Genomic DNA, 17,621 nt, shown 5'->3' on the forward strand with positions numbered 1-17,621 from the left:
CTATACGATAAAGTAGAAGAGTTTGTCAAAAGTACCAATCGTTTTTAATAACCACCTGGAGTAGATGCTATGGATACCGTGTACTCGTCTTACGGAACTGTCGAATCTAGTGAACCTGCTACGCAGCTCTGGATTGCTACTACAAAAGCAGAAGCAGTGACGAATCCAGAGCTCGCATCTGCAATCCTTCAGGCGACGACGCTAGGTGCGGATGGGCTGACGGGTGATGGTTATTTTTCTCCGGGTTTCAGAGCCATGATAGATTCGCCAGAAACCACTTTGGTTCGTGGAGCTATTGGATTAGGTGCTGATGCGATTCCGAATCCAGTGCCCGGCTTGGTAGTTGGAGGCGTGAATCTGTTTATTGATTATGCGAACGAAAAAGACCAAGAAAAGAGAAAGGAGTTCGCAGAAAAAATTCGCATAGAGCAGCCTGAGCTACTTTTGCAAGCCATCGAAAGACTACCTGCTACTTATCTTGCATACCAAGAAATAATCGAAGCGAATACTCTTCCTGCAAATGTTATGGCTGGCATTAAATCTGAGAAAGCAAAACTGGATGAACTGTGGAAACAGATTCCAGGCCCGAACTCGCCAGCAGCAATATTAGATGCCTATACAAAAAATACACAAGGAACGTCATCCGTACTTACAAAAGAGCTTGGCGAGAAACTAAATGCCGTCATGACAACTGGCAAAAGTAATGCCGAGAAAGTTCGCGAAATTGAGAAGATACTAAGAAACACAAGCAAGGACGTTGCAGGTCTAGCCGTTGCCGTTGGCCAGTTGCAAGGACAGTTAGATGTTCTTTTGACAAAAGAAGCACCAGACGATTCAGCGCAATGGGCACAGACGCTCAAAGATGTCAGGGCGGTGGGGTCAATCGTCGGCTTGATCGTTGGAATCAATAATCCGAAGGAGGGTAAAGCGATTGAGACAATTGTGAGTTCCGCTGTTGCGATTGCCGAATCAGTTTCGATTCTAAAAAAAGGCTTTGAACTTGCAGCATTCTCGAGTGGTTTGGGAGCTTCATTTGCGATTGCAGGTGCACTCGGCGTGTTCGGGAAGCAAGGCGGAGCAAATGTAAATGCTGAGATATTGAAGGCAATCGAGGGTGTTGTGAAACGATTAGAGCAAATCAGTCGGCAAGTCTCAGCGGTTGATAAAAAAATTGATCGACTTATTGATATCGCACAAACAAACTTTGGTTTGATTAATTTCAAACTCGATAAGCTTGAAAGCGATGTGCAACTTCTGAGTTCTTATCAGACGGAGGTTTTGTATCTACAGCTTCAAGCACCGCTTGAGAATGCTCGAACAGCGTTGGCGCTAGCCGCCTCAGTTGAAGACAAACAGAATGTAATTAAGAAAATGGTGCTCGAAGCCTACGTACTCGGGATAAAAAATGCCAATCAAGAAATATTCACAAGAACAAAAACACGCAAGCTCAGCGACTACCCTAAAGTAATCTCGGAAATACACAAGGCGTGGGTACTTACTGCACGTGATGCACAAAAATTCAGGGAATACACGCACGTGGCGCAAGAGAGTGGATTATCTTTGGTGAACCTAGAAGCTGGCTTCAATAGACTGTTGGAGTTAAATCCATCGCTTGTGAACGATAGTGTTAGGTATTTGATTGAGGACCTGTTGCTGCATTCTGATTCATCGTACCCCGAAGAGAAGAGAACAGGGTTATTGAGCGCACTTAGTTGGCCTCCCAACGGCCTACATGCAGAGTCAAAGCGTCTACTTATGAAGGAGTCTCTGAACGGTAACCAATCTAATGTATGTCATCCCATAATCGTTGATGAGGCGCTGAGCTCTATCAAGATTGCGTTGCATTCAGAGATGATGTTTGGACACGGTGGAGGTGCACTAAAACCCAGTATCACTTGCCCGGAAATATTTAGAGACTTGGTTTTGCAACTAAAGTGGTATCAACGTGCCGTGGCAATTTTGGGTTCAGATTTAGCGCAAGTACATGCAGAGCGACATTATTTGCGTGCATGTGAGCATTTCCTGGCCGTGGTCTCCCGTGGCCGTATTGATTCGTTTAAGTTAAGCAAGAAGAATTTACCAGCTCTGTCTTGGCCATCAGATTTACGCCTGAGTTTAGCGCTGAGTCTTGGTATTACAAAGTTGAGTACCGCTGAATCGCAATTATTTAGTCCGTATCTATCACGTCCACGAGGATGGGTAGTACCTGATCGGTCAGCTGAGAGTTTGAATAGCAGTATTAGAGAAGAAGATGACTGTGAGCGTCTTTTTGATGCTGCGCGTTTATCCTGTCTTTGTCAGTTAACTGGTGGTTTGGAGTCAATCGATGCTTGGGTCGATAGTCCCTTCATGAAAGAAGCATGGCGAGGCAGAGGTGACTATCACGAAATTTATTCATTGCGTGTAAAGAGCATTACTGATGCTGTAGGGGCAGATGGGGAGATCATGCTTTGGATTCGTATTGATGATCGAAGACGGGGCATACCGGATCATTATCTTAAGTTCAATAAACCGCAATACTATGGTGTTGATGGCCCTGATCCAGACGCAGGCAGTTACACGGTTTACCCCGCTAACTTATACCGCCGAGGTCATTTCACCTTTGGGTACTCTAACAATATCAAGCTAGAGATGTCGCCAGGTCCTTATGATGATTGGGCGTACCGCGAGCTTGTCAATCGATTTGGCGAAGTTGGTCGTAGCGTCGGTGGATACAGCCTAGACATCAGTTTGGCTGAGACTTTCGCAGAATTAAAACAGATGTTCGAGGCAAAGGGTATTGGTTTGAGTTTCTACATGGGAACCTTGGCGCAACCAGGAGATAAGGTGACGCGGGGGCTGTTAAACTTTCTATCAACTCATTGCAGCCTGAAAAATGTGTTTGGTGACAGCCCCTCACAACAAGGTGGGAGAGGGCGATGGCTAGATTGCCTAGATGAGTTGTGTGGTGCTTGGGCATATAAATTCACAACTAAGCTCGCTGCTGCCGAATGGGGAAAAGGCATAGGGGACGCTGTGAAAATGCTACCTGCACCGGATTTATTGATCGATGGTTGTGACAAGGCTAAGTCACTTACAGAAATAGATGGGCTGTTAATTGGCGACAGCATGCGAAGACTGTTAAACCGATATTCTGTAGAGTTTGAACCCGCTATTTATTATTTTGAACCTGGAAAAACTAAGAACCCTATCGATCCAACCGTCAGTAGGTCTCTGACACTGCGCATTTTCACTGGCGACGAGCGGATAGATAATAAGGATGAAAGTTATGAATTATTTGCTTCAGTATCAGGCGAAGCAAATGACCGCAAATTATCAATGCCGAAAGTACGGGAGGCATCTGGGGTTTGGTCATCAGTGTTTGACAGGCCTGCACTTATTCCAGCAGTAACAGTTTTACCGAAAATCATGTCAAGCCTGCGCTCTGCAGAACAGCTTTTGGTAGACGGTATTCTTGTTTCTGGAATCATTCCTGAAATTGACAGCGAGATTACTTCTATCAGTGAAGAGACGCCAACATAAATTCTCACTGCATCAAAGTTGATCCACACTTCACTGCATGGAAAACCTAGGAATTTTCTGGTCAAGTTGCATTTTCTCTATGCAAGCTCTAAGCCGCGTCTCCAGCCGCCCCAATCACATAGAGGCCTCCGCCTGGGTTAGGCTCATCGGTCAGCACATAAAGCCGCCCATCTGGGCCTTGCACCACATCGCGGAAGCGGGAGAAGCCGTTGAAGAGTTTTTCTTGTGATGCGACTTTGCCGTTGGCGAAGGTTAAGCGGGCTAGGTGCAGGCCTCTGAGGGAGCCGACGAAGAGGCTGCCTTTCCAATCGGGATATTTGGTTGCCGAATAGAACGTCATGCCTGATGGCGCGACAGTCTCTTGCCAGTAGTAAACGGGTTGCTCCATGCCTGCTTTTGACGTTCCCTCACCGACCTTGCCGCCGGAATACTCCACGCCATAACTGATGACGGGCCAGCCATAGTTCTTGCCGGCTTCTGGCATGTTGATTTCATCGCCGCCGCGCGGGCCATGGTCCGAGATCCAGAGTTGGCCGGTTTCCGGATGCAGCGCTGCGCCTTGCACATTGCGATGCCCAGTAGACCAGACTTCCGGCGCCCAGCCTGGCAATTTTGGATTGCCGGGCGCGGCAGTGCCTTCGCGCGTGATGCGGATGATCTTGCCAATGTAAGTCTCGGGTTTTTGAACCTCGCCCTTCAAGCCTTTATCCTGCCAGCTTTGCCTGTCGCCTGTGGTGACAAACAAATGGTTGCTGCGATCAAACACGATGCGCGCGCCGTAGTGGCTGTTTTCTTGGCCAACTACGTTTTGCCGAAAAATGATCCTGCCATTTTCCAAGGCTGTGTGTGCCTCGTTCAGGCGCGCGCGGAAGACGGATGTCACCGTACCGCCGCCCCGTGTTTCTGTGAACGCCATGAAGACAAAGCGGTTGGCGCGAAATTCAGGATCGATAGCGAGTCCTAGCAAGCCGCCTTCGCCATTGTTGGCTGATTCAGGTGTGCCTGTGATGGGTGGAAGTAGTCTTTTGTCGTTGATGATCACTCTGCGCAAGCGGCCAGAACGCTCCGTGACAAGCGCGGAGCCATCTGGCAGAAACGCAAGCCCCCAAGGATGATCGAGGCCTTTGGTAATCGTGACAAGCGCGGGTGCTTTTTGGGCGCTCACCCAGGCAGGCATAGCGGCGCAAGCGCTTGTTGACAGGAGGAGGGTGCGGCGGTTGATGGAAGACATAGGATTGCAAACAATTGCCGTTCGTCCTGAGCTTGTCGAAGGATGACTAGACTTCGACAAGCTCAGCCCGAACGGTGTTATCAATTCTGGAATCACCAATAATGCTACGCCATTCTGAAAGGCAGTTCACGCAAGCGCTTGCCGCTAATCGAGGCAATGGCGTTTGAAATCGCTGGTGCAACGGTCGGTATGCCTACTTCTCCAACGCCGCCGGGCTTGTTGTCAGTGGGCAAGACTTTCACGTTCACTCGCGGTGTTTCATTGGCGCGTATCACCTGATAGTCATGATAATTGCTCTGCTGAAATTCACCGTTGACCACAGTGAGCTTTTCTTTCAACGCGGCAGACACGCCCCATACTGCGCTGCCTTCGATTTGGCGCGCAATGTTGCCGGGCTGTAATGCGATGCCGCAATCGACAGCACTCCAGATCTGATGCACGACAATATTGCTTCCGTTGACTGAAACATCAACGATCATTGCGCAATGTGAATTCCAGATGTCAGAGTAGGCCAAGCCGAGTGCGCGGTTGCCATTGGCTTTGCCGCCATTCCACTTGGCCATAGCGGCTACTTCTCTGAGCACAGCTTGTGCGCGAGGTTGTTTTGCCAGCAGGCCAAGGCGATATTCGAGCGGATCTTTGTTGGCGTTGCGTGCGAGCTCATCGATCATCGATTCAATCGCGAATTTGGTGTAGCCACCGCCTACGCCCCGCCAAAAGCCAGCATCTACGCCGCGCTGCTCGCGCAGGTATTGCCCAAGTCGATGTTCGACGCCATAGTTGATTTCAAAGCCTTCACACACCGGCTCATCTTTTCCGCCTAAGCTGGCGAAGAAATCAGGGGCGAAGCGACCCATGATGGATTCTCCAATCATTTTGTGCTTGAAGGCAATGAGATTGCCTTGGGCATCAACACCAGCAGAGATGTGCTGCGCCATCATCGGCCGCACCTTATCTCCTGCCACGTCATCTTCACGACTCCACACCGCCTGCACGGGTGTGCCATGCATGGCTTTGGCAACGAGTACGGCGTCGAGAACAAAGTCAACCTCGATGCGCCTGCCAAAAGCGCCACCCATCAGCGGGATGTTGACGGTGATGTCCTCAGGCTTGAAGCCGGCAAGCGGCGAGCTGGAAGCGCCGATCACGGTGGTGGCGGCCTGTGATGGCGCCCACACTTCAAGCTTGCCGTTGCGCACCACGGCCGTTGCGTTCATAGGCTCCAAGCACACGTGCGATACATGCTCGGTGGTAAACGTTGCTTCAATACGCTTGGCGGCTGTCTTCAAAGCATTCTCGGTATCGCCGTGAGAGCCCATCACAACGCCAGTATCCGCTGGATTCTTCGCCCGCGCGACGAATTCAAGCATCGCTTTATCCGAAGAGTAGCTGCGGGCTTTTGAGGTGGTAGTCCATGTGGCTTTGAGCACGCGTTTGGCCTGAAGTGCGGCCCATGTGTTGTCTGCCACCACGGCAATGCCATAGGGCAGGCGCACGATATTTCGCACGCCCTTGACGGCTTTGGCGGCTGCTTCATCAAACGACACGGGTGTTTCACCTTGCACTGGCGCACGCAAAACAGAAGCGTAGAGCATGCCGGGGAGGCGTTGATCGATGCCGTATTTGGCGCGCCCTGTGATCTTATCGAAGCCATCGACACGCGGCAAATCTTTGCCGAGCAAGCGAAAGTCTGCCATTTTTTTGAGCTGCGACTTATCAACTACGGGCATCGTCGCTGGCGCTGTGGCGAACGCTGCAATTTGGCCATAGGTCAGCCGCCGGCCGCTCGGGGTGTGGACGCAAGCATGAGGCACAGTTGTCACTTGCGCCGCTGGCACTCCCCATCTAGAGGCTGCGTTTGCAATCAAAACGGCTCTGGCCTGAGCACCCGCCATTCGCATTGGCTCCCAATAGCCTTGCGTGGTGCGCGAAGCGCCTGTGATCATGGCGCCGCCAAACATGGGGTTGCCTAAAGCTTTGGCGTTGCCAGCCGCTTCCACGACTGCAGACACCACCTTGCACTTTGCCCAATCCAAATCCATCTCTTCAGCAATGATCAGGGGCACAGATGTCATGACACCTTGACCATATTCAGATACTGGAGATGTCAGCGTCACTATTCCATCCGTAGCGATCGTCATCCATAAACTGGGTGAAAAATTCTTAGCCGAGTTACTGGTGTTGGCCTGACTTATTGCAGAATCCACAAAGGAAATCGACACAGAAAACGCGCCAGCACTCAATAAAAAACTGCGGCGAGATTCATTTTGGGGAGATTGATGGATATTCATTTTGAACCTCACGCTGTTTTCGCAGCACGCTCAACGGCAGCGATGATTTGGTTGTACGTTCCACAGCGGCAAATATTGCCTGACATGTGCTCCACGATTTGCGCACGAGTAGGCGATTTGTTCTTTGCTAAGAGCGCCGCTGCCTGCATGATTTGCCCGCTTTGGCAATAGCCGCACTGTGGCGCTTGCTCAATGATCCAAGCTTTCTGCAGAGGGTGATCGCCTTTGGCTGAGAGCCCTTCAATCGTTGTAACTTTTTTGCCTGCAACGGATGCGGCTGGTGTGATGCACGAGCGCACAGGCTCACCATCCACATGCACCGTACACGCGCCACACTGCGCTAGGCCGCAGCCGAATTTGGTGCCTGTCATGTTGAGCGAATCACGCAATACCCAAAGCAAGGGGGTGTCGGGCTCGGCGTTTACAGATACGGATTTACCGTTCAAGGTGAAATTGGTCAAGATGATTCTCCATGGGTTGGGAAGACACGAGTTGAAACTTGTCTAGCAAAGTCAATTACTAGGGTGAGGCTTCATTTGCTATTTTTTATTTTGAAATGCAGCAATGAGCTCATCATGCTTTAACAGGATTTGTATGTCTTGCCAATTTCTCTTGATGACGTGCTCAATTCTGTCTATTTCAGTAGTCACGCCGTGCCAGTTTCTCGCCCTAATAACAATACCGTTCGCCCTGAGCTTGTCGAAGGGCTCTCAACGGCTTCGACAAGCTCAGCCCGAACGGAACGGGACGATCAGAATCTTGCTGCGTCTGAGCTGGGTGCAAGGCCGAATCTGCGGCTGTAGTCGCGGCTGAAATGAGCTGGGCTTTCGTAGCCCACGGCGAATGCGGCGTCTGATACCGCATTGCCCATTTCCTTGAGCAAGACTTTGGCCTGAATCAAGCGCAGATCCTTTTGAAACTGGAGTGGCGTTGTGCCCGTCACATCCTTGAAGTGTTTATGAAAAGATGAATCGCTCATGGCTGCGATCTTCGCCAACTCCGATACTCGGAGCGGGGAGCGGTATTCAGATCGCAATTGGCCAATGGCTTTCGCAATCCGGCTCGCGTAGCTGTCTGCCACAAGAAGGTTTCGCAGATTTTGCCCAATGGATGAGAGCAAAAGGCGATAGTGGATTTCTCGCAGGATTGATGGGCCAAGCACCTTTGCATCCAGCGGCTTATCCATCAACTCGATGTATCGCAGAAAGGAGCCAAGCCAACTGGCTTCCGCAGATGCCACTGATAGGGATCGGACATCAGGATTCGGTGGTGGTAAATCGGCCACTTGCTCGTAGAGGCCGCGAATCAGTTGCACATCGAGAAACAGCACGAAGGAAAGATAAGGCTCGCTCGCGCTTGCCTTTGTGATGCGCGAGACCACAGGAAGATCATGACTAATGAGCAAAGCTTTTCCGGGGCTGAGCTTGATACTTTGATCGCCGATGCTCGCCATCTTGCTGCCTTGTAGGATTAAACACAAAGCTGGCTCGTAGACCGAAACTTCTATCTCGCTCGGAGCCTCCTCACGGAAAGCACATAGCCGATTCAACCCCGGATTGTTGCTGCCGTAATTAGCCAAGTATCGGGTCGCTAGCTCGGTCATGCGCGAAAGATCCATGCGTTTCTCCTAGTAGGCGGATGCTAGCAGCGTATGTCTGACGATGCACCTGAAAATGTGCTGATTTGGAGGAATTGGCATGAGGCGTGGAGAATGTGGCTCATGAGAATGGGCGCACTTGGATAGCATCATGTTCATTCTTCATCATCACAAACAGTGAGCTACTTATGTCTTCCATTCAGTCTCAGTTCCTAGATTTAACCGCCCACCACGCTAAATACGAGGCGATTGACCCAACATCAGCACTAAAAGACAGCGCGAAAGATAAGGTTATCTTCATCGCCGGAGCATCGCGTGGCATTGGTCAGGCCACAGCAGTGGCTTTCGCGCAAGCGGGTGCCAAAGCGGTGTATTTAACGGCCAGATCAGAAGATGCTCTTCAAGAGACGCGAGCTTTGGTCAATCAAGCCAATCCTAAGACGCTGTGCAGCATATCGAGCTGCGATGTAACCAACGCTGGGCAAGTCGAGGCGGCAGTGGCGGATTGCGTGGCGCAATTTGGTGGGATTGATGTGGCCGATGCCAACGCTGGTTTCCTCGGGCCTTGGACGAAGATCGGTGAATCTGATCCTGAGAGCTGGTGGCGTAACTGGGATGTGAACGTGCGCGGGGCGTATCACGTGGCTCGCTTTACGCTGCCCCATTTGATCCAATCTGCCAAGAAGCGCGCAGGCGAGGGCAGAAGCGGAGGCCATTTGATCTTGCTGTCATCGGTGGGGGCTCAGTTGTTGATGCCGGGCGCATCGGATTATCAAACCTCCAAACACGCTCTCAACCGTCTGTGTGAATTTGTCCAGGTCGATCATGGCGATGATGGCATCAAGTGCTTTGCGCTGCATCCAGGCGGTGTTTCGACCGAGCTGGGTTTGAACATGCCACAAGCGCTCCATGCATATCTTGTTGACCATCCAGATCTGCCCGCTAGCTTCACCGTCTGGCTCTGCTCAGGCCAAGCGGATTGGGCCAAGGGGCGCTATTTGAGCGCCAACTGGGATGTTCAAGAATTGCTGTCGCGCAAGGAAGCGATCTTGCAAGACGATCTCTTGGTGAATCGGCTACGCGCGAAGACTTAATGATTCACAATTGCCTCTATGGAAAATTTAGATGTGATGGTTCTGCGCCAACTGCGCGATTGGCGGCTGGCGGGTAAGAAGGCACTGCTGGCCACCGTGGTGCGCACCTGGGGTTCATCGCCTCGGCCGGTGGGCTCGATCATGGCGCTTTGCGAGAGTGGGGCGGTGGTGGGCTCGGTGTCGGGGGGGTGTATTGAGGATGATTTGATTGATCGGTTTACCAAGGCCTATGCGGGCGTGGCTAATCCGAGTGTGGAGCGAACGATACCTTCTGGCGCACCGCAGTTCATCAAATATGGCATCAGCGCCGATGAGGCGCATCAGTTTGGCCTGCCTTGTGGGGGCACGCTGGAGCTGCTGCTGGAGTTTGACCCGGATGCGGCGCTGCTTGCCGAGCTGGTTCAGGCGCTGGATGCTGGGCGCTTGATGCTGCGCACGGTGGAGCTGGCCAGCGGCAAAGTCACGCAGAGCGAGAGCAGTGCCCCGCAGGAGCTTGCGGTGAATGCGCAGCAGCTCTCCAACACTTTCGGCCCCGAATACCGCATGCTGCTGATCGGCGCGGGGCAACTGGCGGAATATCTGGCCACGATGGCGCTGTTCAACGGCTTTGCCGTGACGGTGTGTGACCCGCGCGATGAGTATCGCGGCAACTGGAGTGTGCCGCAGGCAAAGCTGACGACTGAGATGCCCGATGATGTGGTGAAAGCCTTTCGCCCAGACAGCTGCTCCTGCGTGATCGCGCTCACGCATGATCCGAAGCTGGATGATCTCGCCCTGCTAGAAGCTTTGACGACGCAAGCCTTCTACATCGGCGCGATTGGTAGCCGCCGCAACAACGCCTTGCGCCACGCCCGCATGAAAGAGCATTTTGAGCAGACGGATGAGAGCCTAGCGCGCCTGCGCGGCCCAATTGGTATCTACATCGGCAGCAAGCTGCCCAGCGAAATCGCTGTGAGCATCATGGCTGAGATTCTGGCGGTGAAAAATGGCGTGAAGCTGCCGCGTGAGATGGAAGTCTCTAGAGCGAAGGATGATTTGGAGATCTTGCCCAACGATGCGCAGAGCGCTTTGATCTGTCAGCGCTTGCGTTGAATTACTATCAATTCAATAGCTGCTTGCGCACGTATCGATTGGGCTAGAGGCCGAAAAGGCTTGAAAATCAGAGCTTCATTGATTCGCTCAACATGTCCGCATATTCCTCTCGCGTTGCGATGCGCGGATTGAGTTTGTGGCAATGATCGACCATGGCGCCGTCGATGATTTTCTCGTAAAGATCGGTGGTGACGCTCATTTCGGAGAGGCCTTTGGGCAGGCCGAGGCGGTGAACCATGTCTTGCAGGGCTGGAGCGACGTCGCTGCCTGAGCTGAGGTTCATGGCTTGGGCCATGCGGTTTAAGCGGTCTTCTTTTCGTACGCTCTCGGCGGCAGAGTTGTAGCGCACAACTGCGGGGAGGAACATGGCGTTCAGCGTGCCGTGGTGCAGGCGCGGGTTGACGCCGCCTAAGCTGTGGGAGAGGCTATGCACGCAGCCTAAGCCTTTTTGGAAGGCCATGGCGCCTTGCATGCTGGCGCTCATGAGTTGGAAGCGGGCTTCTGCGTCTGCGCCGTTTTTAGTGGCGCGCTCGATGTGGGCCCAGCCTCGGCGCAGGCCGTCGAGCGCGATGCCGTCTGCGGGCGGATTAAAGAGCGGGGCGAGGAAGGCTTCGATGCAATGGGCGATGGCATCCATACCGGTGGCAGCGGTTAAGCCAGCTGGCAGGCCGAGGGTGAGCTGCGGGTCGCAGATGGCGGCTTTTGGGACGAGATGCCAGCTATGGAAGCCGAGCTTGCGGCCGTCTTCCACGATGATGATTGCACCGCGCGCGACTTCGGAGCCTGTGCCGCTGGTGGTGGGCACGGCGATGATGGGGGCGATTTTGTCGCTGATCAGGGGTGAGCCGCCTTCGATGGTGGCATAAGTCTTGAGCGCGCCGCCTTGTGGAACCAAGATGGAAATGCCTTTGGCGCAATCAATCGCCGAGCCGCCGCCCACGGCGATGATGCCGTCGCACTTACCTGCGCGGTAAGCAAGCAGGCCGGCTTGGACGGAGGCTTCGGTGGGGTTGCTAGGCACATCATCGAAGATAGCTGCGGGTTGTGTGCCGAGAGCGGCGATAGCCGTATCCACAATACCTGCAGCGCGCACGCCCTTATCAGTCACGATCATCGGGCGGGTGATGCCCACGCGCTCACATTCTGATTTGAGCAACTTGATCGCGCCGTGGTCGAACTGAATGTGCGTGAGGTAGTAGATGAAAGCCATGGTGTTTTGTCTCGGGATGTTCTGTAAGATGATTGATTTTAAACACCGAGGAGTGCGCGATGAGACTCAGACAAACATGCTTTGCCGTTTCAGCCATGATGCTGGCGGCGGTTTCTTTTCAGGCGCAGGCTTGCATGAGCGATGCAGACGTGGCCGCGCTTTTTGCCAGCTACAACGCGAAAACGCCAGCAGTAAACCCTGAAGGTTTAAACGATGCTGCAGGCGATTGCAGCCGTACTAAGCTCACAGCGATGATGGAAAAGCAGGGCGCAAAACTGGTGGGCTACAAAGCGGGCCTCACCAATCCCGCCGTGCAAAAGCGCTTCAACGCGACGCAGCCTGTATGGGGCAAGCTGTATGAAAACATGCTCCTCAAAGATGGCGCAAGCATAGATGCTGCTTTTGGTGCGCGCCCTTTGTTTGAGGCTGACATGCTCGTGCGCGTGAGCAGCGAGGCGATCAATTCGGCCAAAACACCGTTGGATGTGCTCAATGCGATTGATCAGATCATTCCTTTTATCGAGCTGCCTGATCTGGTGGTACAAGCGCCGCCTCGCCTGAATGGTGCAGCGATTAGCGCAATCAATGTGGGCGCGCGGCTGGGTGTGCTTGGGGCTCCGATTGCCGCGCCTGCCATTCGTGCGGAGAAGTATCAAATGCTGGATGCCTTGCGCGATATGCAGGTGAGTATGGCTGATGGCGCGGGCGCGGCTCTGGGCGGCGGTAAAGGCTCGGATATTTTGGAGCATCCTTTGAATGCGGTGGTGTGGCTTGCGCAGGCTTTGGCCAAAGAAGGGCAGACCATGAAGGTGGGGCAGCTCATCAGCCTAGGCTCGTTCTCGCCGCTCGTGCCTACCAAAGCCGGTATGAAAGTGACGGTGACTTACGCGGGCTTGCCGGGCGCGAAGCCGGTGACCGTGAGCTTTAAGTAAGCGTGAGTTTGCAGCATATTCCACCACCAGCAAAGCTAACTCCCGCCATGCAAGGCGTGCTCACGCGCATGGCGCGGGCGCAGCACACGCCTTTGCATGAGCTCACGCCTTCGCAGGCACGGGAGGCCTACGAGAAGGGCGCGGATGTGTTGGAGGTGCCGAAGGCGCAACTTGTCCGTGTAGAGGATATGCGCTTCACGAGCAGAGATGGCGCGGAAATTACCTTGCGGCTTTATGCGCCATCACATGAGAAGCTGCCGGTACTTCTATTCTTCCACGGTGGCGGTTTCGTGATTGGCAGCATTCAAACGCATGATATTTTGTGCAGAGAGCTTTCTCGGCTTTCTGGTGCTGCGGTGATCTCGGTGGACTATCGCCTTGCGCCCGAGCATCCGTTTCCTGCCGCGCAAAGCGATGCTTGGGATGCTTTGCTTTGGCTGCGGGAAAAAGCCGAATCTCTTGGCTTAGATGTACAACGCATCGCCGTGGGTGGCGACAGTGCTGGCGGCACGCTGGCGGCTGTGTGTGCGCATCTGGCGCGTGATGCAGGCCTGCCTTTGGCGCTGCAATTGCTCATCTATCCAGGCACGAAAGGCTATGAGATGAGCCCTTCTCGGCAGCAATACGCCACTGGTTATGTGCTGGGCGAAGAACATATACGCTATTTTTTTGATAGCACTTTGCGCAGTGAGTACGACGGCGATTGGCGGTTTTCTCCCTTAAATGCTGAGAATTTTGAAGGTTTAGCGCCTTTGTTTCTTGCCTTGGCAGAATGCGACCCATTGCATGACGAAGGCTTGGAATACGCTGATGCCTTGCGTGTCGCAGGCGTGACGGTGGATCTGGAGATTTACCGTGGTGTGACGCATGAATTCATCAAAATGGGGCGCATCCTTCCCGAAGCGCGGCAGTTTCATCAAGACGCTGCGCAAGCACTCAAACAAGCCTTTACTCATTGATCCATCCCGTTCGGGCTCAGCTTGTCGAAGCTTGTGGAAGCCCAACGACCAAGCTCAGGGCGAACGGAATTTAGCTAACAATACGCGATATGAACAGACAAAGCTTTAGATTCTTCCACCGCCTGCGCGTGCGCTGGGCTGAGGTGGACATGCAGAAAATCGTTTTCAATGGCCATTATTTGATGTATTTGGATACGGCAGTGGCTGATTATTGGCGAGGCTTGGCCTTGCCCTATCAAGAAGCCATGCACCAGCTGGGCGGCGATCTGTATGTGAAGAAGGCTACGCTGGAGTACAACGCTTCCGCCAAGTATGACGATGTGCTGGATATTGGCATGCGCTGCGCCAAGATCGGTAATTCTTCGATGGTGTTTGAAGGTGGCATTTTTCACGGCGATAAGCTGCTGGTCAGTGGCGAATTGCTCTACGTGTATGCCGACCCCGCCACGCAAACCTCGCGCCGTGTGCCAGACGCGTTGCGCGCCTTGCTTGAAGGCTACGAAAAGGGCGAGGCCATGACGCGAACTCAAGTGGGTACATGGCAAGAGCTGGAGCGCGATGCGGCGAGCGTGCGCACAGAAGTGTTCGTTGAAGAGCAGGGCATCGCTAGGGAAGATGAATGGGATGAAGCTGACAAAACAGCCGTGCACGCAGTCGTCTACAACCGCCTCGATATGCCGTTAGCCACGGGGCGTTTGCTGGTCTACAAGCCCGATGTGGGAAAAATTGGCCGCATGGCTTCCAAGCGCGTGCTGCGCGGCAGCCAACTCGGGCGACAAGTGCTGGACGCACTCACTGAAAAAGCCAAGCTACGCGGTGATAAAGAGGTCATTCTCCATGCCCAACGCAGCGCCGCGGGCTTCTATGCAAAATCAGGTTTCCAAGAACGTGGCGAGCCCTTTGATGAAGTGGGCATCGCGCATATTGAAATGTTTAAAACACTCTAAGTCTTATGAAAATCAACGAACAACTCGCCAGCCCTCAAGTCTCCACAAAAATCAAGGATCCAAGCAGCGTAGATCAAGCCATTCTGAGTCGGTATTCCAATCGCGCTTTCCTGCCGAAAGAAGTGGAAAGAGAAAAAATCGAACACATCCTGCAAATCGCTGCGCGTTCGCCCAGCGGCGTGAACACCCAGCCATGGAAGGTGTATGTCTTGCAAGGCGAGAAGCGAGCCCAAGTCAGCCAAGCCGTGTGCGCCGCACATGATGCGATTGTTGCCAACCCTGAGCTGGCCAAAGAGTATGTGGAAGAGTATGACTATTACCCTGCTACTTGGACTTCGCCCTACATTGAGCGCCGCCGCGAATGCGGTTTCGGCTTGTACGGCGTGCTGGGCATCGGCAAAGGCGACAAAGCTGGCATGCATGCCCAGCATCAGCGCAACTACAAATTTTTCGATGCACCTGTGGGATTGATGTTTACCATCGACAAAGTGATGGGGCGCGGCAGTTTGCTTGACTACGGAATGTTTGTGCAAAGCGTGATGATTGCAGCCCGCGCGCAAGGCTTGCATACTTGCCCACAAGCCGCTTGGAATAGCTACGCCAAAGTCATTTTCCCGATCATCGGCGCTGCGGACAATGAAATGCTGGTTTGCGGCATGAGCTTGGGCTATGCCGATGAATCTGCCTTGGTCAATACCTTTGCCACCACGCGAGTGGATGCCAAAGATTTCACGACTTGGTTGTGATTCTTATTTGATAGACGAAAGAGGGCTGGGCCGAGAGCTCATGCCCTTGGTCAAAACGCCTTCAAATTGAATATTGATGCTGCGCAGATGCGCCGCAGCCACACGCTCGCCATGTAGCGTGGATAAAGCGCCCATCCATTCACTGCGCAGATACCACAGCGCTTCAGTATCAGCCGCAAACATCAGCCGGCGGCGCAGGGCTGGATAGGTCAGCGCGCCATTTTCGCCTAGCGTGCTGAGCATAGACAACCGAATCTCTTCGGTGCGCTCTTCCAATTCAGCCTCAGAAGGCGCTAGTGACATGCCCACCGCCCCCCAAAAAGAAGCCGATGCGGATTTAAGCCAGCTCATCTATAAACCACCTAGATAAAAAATGCTATGCCCTGAAACTTGTTTTTATTTGATAGGTGCTACGTTAAGTCAAGCCGCCAGTGATGGCAAGCCATTTCAATAAACAAGACATAAAATTTGCTTGAAAACAACAATTGAATCAAGGAGTTAAAGAGGTTTATTAATATTTTAGTTTAAAGAAAATATTGAAATACACCCACTCCTCAGATGACTTTACACAGCTCAAACACCAAGGCGGGCGCCAATGAGCGAGGAATAGCTTTCAAGGAAACATGCGCTGTGGAGGCTTCGCCCATCTGAGACACGTGGAAATCGCTGCCCACGTTGTCTGAAAGTTCGACAAAAGCCATTTTTCGCTCTGGGTATCGCTGGGCTAATTGCTCGCGAAGCGCCGTCATCTCGGGCAAAGGCGCGCTCGCATCGAACACGATGGCATGCGGCAAAGGATGAGGCGGTGAGTCTGCATTCAAGCCCAAAAGCATGCGAGCCTGCATCACGCTAGCGCAGGCACTCACGCGCAGCCCCATGCGGCTGACAGCAAGATGAGCCTGCTCATGCACCTCGCTGCAGCCCAGCAGGAGCAAGACTCGGCAGCCTGAGATGACGGTGCTGATATCGGTATCTAAGGTGCTTTCTGTCACGCCCTGCGTGTGGAGCAAGCTGCTATGTGGAGGCGGCGCAGCGAAATCCACCGTCACAGACAACGCCTCTTGCGTGACCTGTAGCTCTGCGCGTGCGCCCAAACTGGCCGCGAGCTGGTGCCATAAATACCAACCTACGTTTTGCCATTCGCTGGGCTCTAAGCTGGCCGTTTGCACGCGTGCGATCACGATCAATTGTGTGCCGGGTTGTTCGGGCGTGGGCTCGCGCACGGCAAAACCAATGTCTTTCGCCATACCGCCGGCCCAGTTGATCAACTCGTCGATCAAGGAGCGCAGTGAAACAGGATTGGCCCGAATTTGCGCATCCAGCAAACCCAAGCGCGCTTTGACTTTTCTCCGGTGTAGCCAGCGGGCACGTTGAGTGATGGCATCCGATATGGCCTGGCGCAGCATGATGTCCTCGCTGGCCTGCAGCTCTCGCGAGCCACGCAGCTGGGTGAATTGCTGGGCAATCATTGCAGCGCGGCGGGCGTGATCGAGCTGATCTGTCACATTGGCAATCGCTGGAGCAACATTGGGATGGAGCAGGGCGATTTCCTGCAGGCCAGTGAGCGCCTGCGTGAGGCTGGCCGAGGTTTCTTCGCCGAGCTTGAGGAAGAGCGTGCTCCACGGGATGTCTTGGCTGTGGCTGTTGGCCACATTTTTATGCGGATGATTGGTGTCGTGGTGCAAAGGCAGCTTTTTTGCAGGTTTGCGCGGCATCACCGTGTCGCATACCTCTTCCAAAATCGCATTAAATTCTGACTCCCCCACCTCTTGCTCATCTAGCTTCGGGGTATTTCGCCGGCGAATAGAGGGCAGCTTCTTGCTGCGATTGTCTGCTTGGATCCAACGCAAAATCATCTCAACCTACCTGTATTTTTTTGGGCTCGTTATTTGCGCTATTTTCCTTGTTTTTAGCAGCCACCTGAAGAATTGAGCTGGGCGGGAAAACACTGAGCCCGCCTCTGGCCATAATGCGTATTGAATGATTAGGAGACCGAAACC

At 53.2% G+C, this 17,621-nt stretch carries 14 protein-coding genes; 7 read left to right on the forward strand and 7 right to left on the reverse strand.

All coding sequences use genetic code 11. The annotated features are described in order from the left end of the window. Positions 1-69 precede the first annotated feature (69 nt). Positions 70-3,522: a hypothetical protein gene (locus KIH26_RS06840; protein WP_213443647.1), complete on the forward strand. Its 3,453-nt coding sequence runs from the start codon at positions 70-72 to the stop codon at positions 3,520-3,522. Between the two features lie 88 nt (positions 3,523-3,610). On the opposite strand, the gene KIH26_RS06845 is transcribed toward KIH26_RS06840, so the two are convergent. From KIH26_RS06845 to KIH26_RS06860, 4 genes are all read right to left on the reverse strand, one after another. Continuing rightward, complete coding sequence (locus tag KIH26_RS06845; protein WP_249660989.1) at positions 3,611-4,753, reverse strand: PQQ-dependent sugar dehydrogenase; 1,143 nt, start codon at positions 4,751-4,753, stop codon at positions 3,611-3,613. A 104-nt stretch (positions 4,754-4,857) separates the two neighbouring features. Beyond that, on the reverse strand, positions 4,858-7,044 hold the full coding sequence (locus KIH26_RS06850) for a xanthine dehydrogenase family protein molybdopterin-binding subunit (protein WP_213443648.1): 2,187 nt from the start codon (positions 7,042-7,044) through the stop codon (positions 4,858-4,860). Positions 7,045-7,052: 8 nt separating this feature from the next. Further along, positions 7,053-7,508, reverse strand: coding sequence for a (2Fe-2S)-binding protein (locus KIH26_RS06855; RefSeq protein WP_503005139.1), 456 nt, complete (start codon positions 7,506-7,508; stop codon positions 7,053-7,055). A 287-nt stretch (positions 7,509-7,795) separates the two neighbouring features. Beyond that, entirely contained in the window at positions 7,796-8,662 is an 867-nt protein-coding gene (locus KIH26_RS06860; RefSeq protein ID WP_213443650.1) for an AraC family transcriptional regulator, read from the reverse strand. 167 nt (positions 8,663-8,829) lie between these two features. On the opposite strand from KIH26_RS06860, the gene KIH26_RS06865 reads away from it, so the two are divergent. Both KIH26_RS06865 and KIH26_RS06870 read left to right on the forward strand, forming a co-directional pair. After that, positions 8,830-9,735, forward strand: coding sequence for an SDR family oxidoreductase (locus KIH26_RS06865; protein WP_213443651.1), 906 nt, complete (start codon positions 8,830-8,832; stop codon positions 9,733-9,735). Between the two features lie 18 nt (positions 9,736-9,753). Next, positions 9,754-10,827, forward strand: coding sequence for an XdhC family protein (locus tag KIH26_RS06870; RefSeq protein ID WP_213443653.1), 1,074 nt, complete (start codon positions 9,754-9,756; stop codon positions 10,825-10,827). A gap of 67 nt (positions 10,828-10,894) precedes the next feature. Here the strand turns inward: KIH26_RS06870 and gbd are convergent, their stop codons facing one another. Continuing rightward, positions 10,895-12,037: a 4-hydroxybutyrate dehydrogenase gene (gene gbd / locus KIH26_RS06875; RefSeq protein WP_213443654.1), complete on the reverse strand. Its 1,143-nt coding sequence runs from the start codon at positions 12,035-12,037 to the stop codon at positions 10,895-10,897. A gap of 59 nt (positions 12,038-12,096) precedes the next feature. On the opposite strand from gbd, the gene KIH26_RS06880 reads away from it, so the two are divergent. The 4 genes from KIH26_RS06880 to KIH26_RS06895 all read left to right on the forward strand — a co-directional run bounded on the left by KIH26_RS06880 (position 12,097) and on the right by KIH26_RS06895 (position 15,621). Then, positions 12,097-12,969 (forward strand): 2-keto-4-pentenoate hydratase, encoded by an 873-nt coding sequence (locus KIH26_RS06880; RefSeq protein WP_213443655.1) that lies wholly within the window; start codon positions 12,097-12,099, stop codon positions 12,967-12,969. Between the two features lie 47 nt (positions 12,970-13,016). Continuing rightward, the gene (locus KIH26_RS06885; protein ID WP_213444752.1) at positions 13,017-13,928 is read left to right on the forward strand and encodes an alpha/beta hydrolase; all 912 of its coding nucleotides are present in this window, start codon (positions 13,017-13,019) and stop codon (positions 13,926-13,928) included. An 89-nt stretch (positions 13,929-14,017) separates the two neighbouring features. Beyond that, a complete protein-coding gene (locus KIH26_RS06890) occupies positions 14,018-14,875 on the forward strand; it encodes a YbgC/FadM family acyl-CoA thioesterase (RefSeq protein ID WP_213443657.1) in 858 nt (285 codons plus the stop codon). A 5-nt stretch (positions 14,876-14,880) separates the two neighbouring features. Further along, entirely contained in the window at positions 14,881-15,621 is a 741-nt protein-coding gene (locus KIH26_RS06895; RefSeq protein ID WP_213443658.1) for a nitroreductase, read from the forward strand. A gap of 3 nt (positions 15,622-15,624) precedes the next feature. Here KIH26_RS06895 and KIH26_RS06900 read toward each other — a convergent pair whose 3' ends face one another. After that, positions 15,625-15,972, reverse strand: coding sequence for a hypothetical protein (locus KIH26_RS06900; protein ID WP_213443659.1), 348 nt, complete (start codon positions 15,970-15,972; stop codon positions 15,625-15,627). Between the two features lie 203 nt (positions 15,973-16,175). After that, entirely contained in the window at positions 16,176-17,477 is a 1,302-nt protein-coding gene (locus KIH26_RS06905; protein WP_213443660.1) for a hypothetical protein, read from the reverse strand. Positions 17,478-17,621: the final 144 nt, after the last annotated feature.

Source organism: Variovorax sp. PCZ-1, from assembly GCF_018413605.1.
GTDB lineage: Bacteria > Pseudomonadota > Gammaproteobacteria > Burkholderiales > Burkholderiaceae_C > JANMDU01.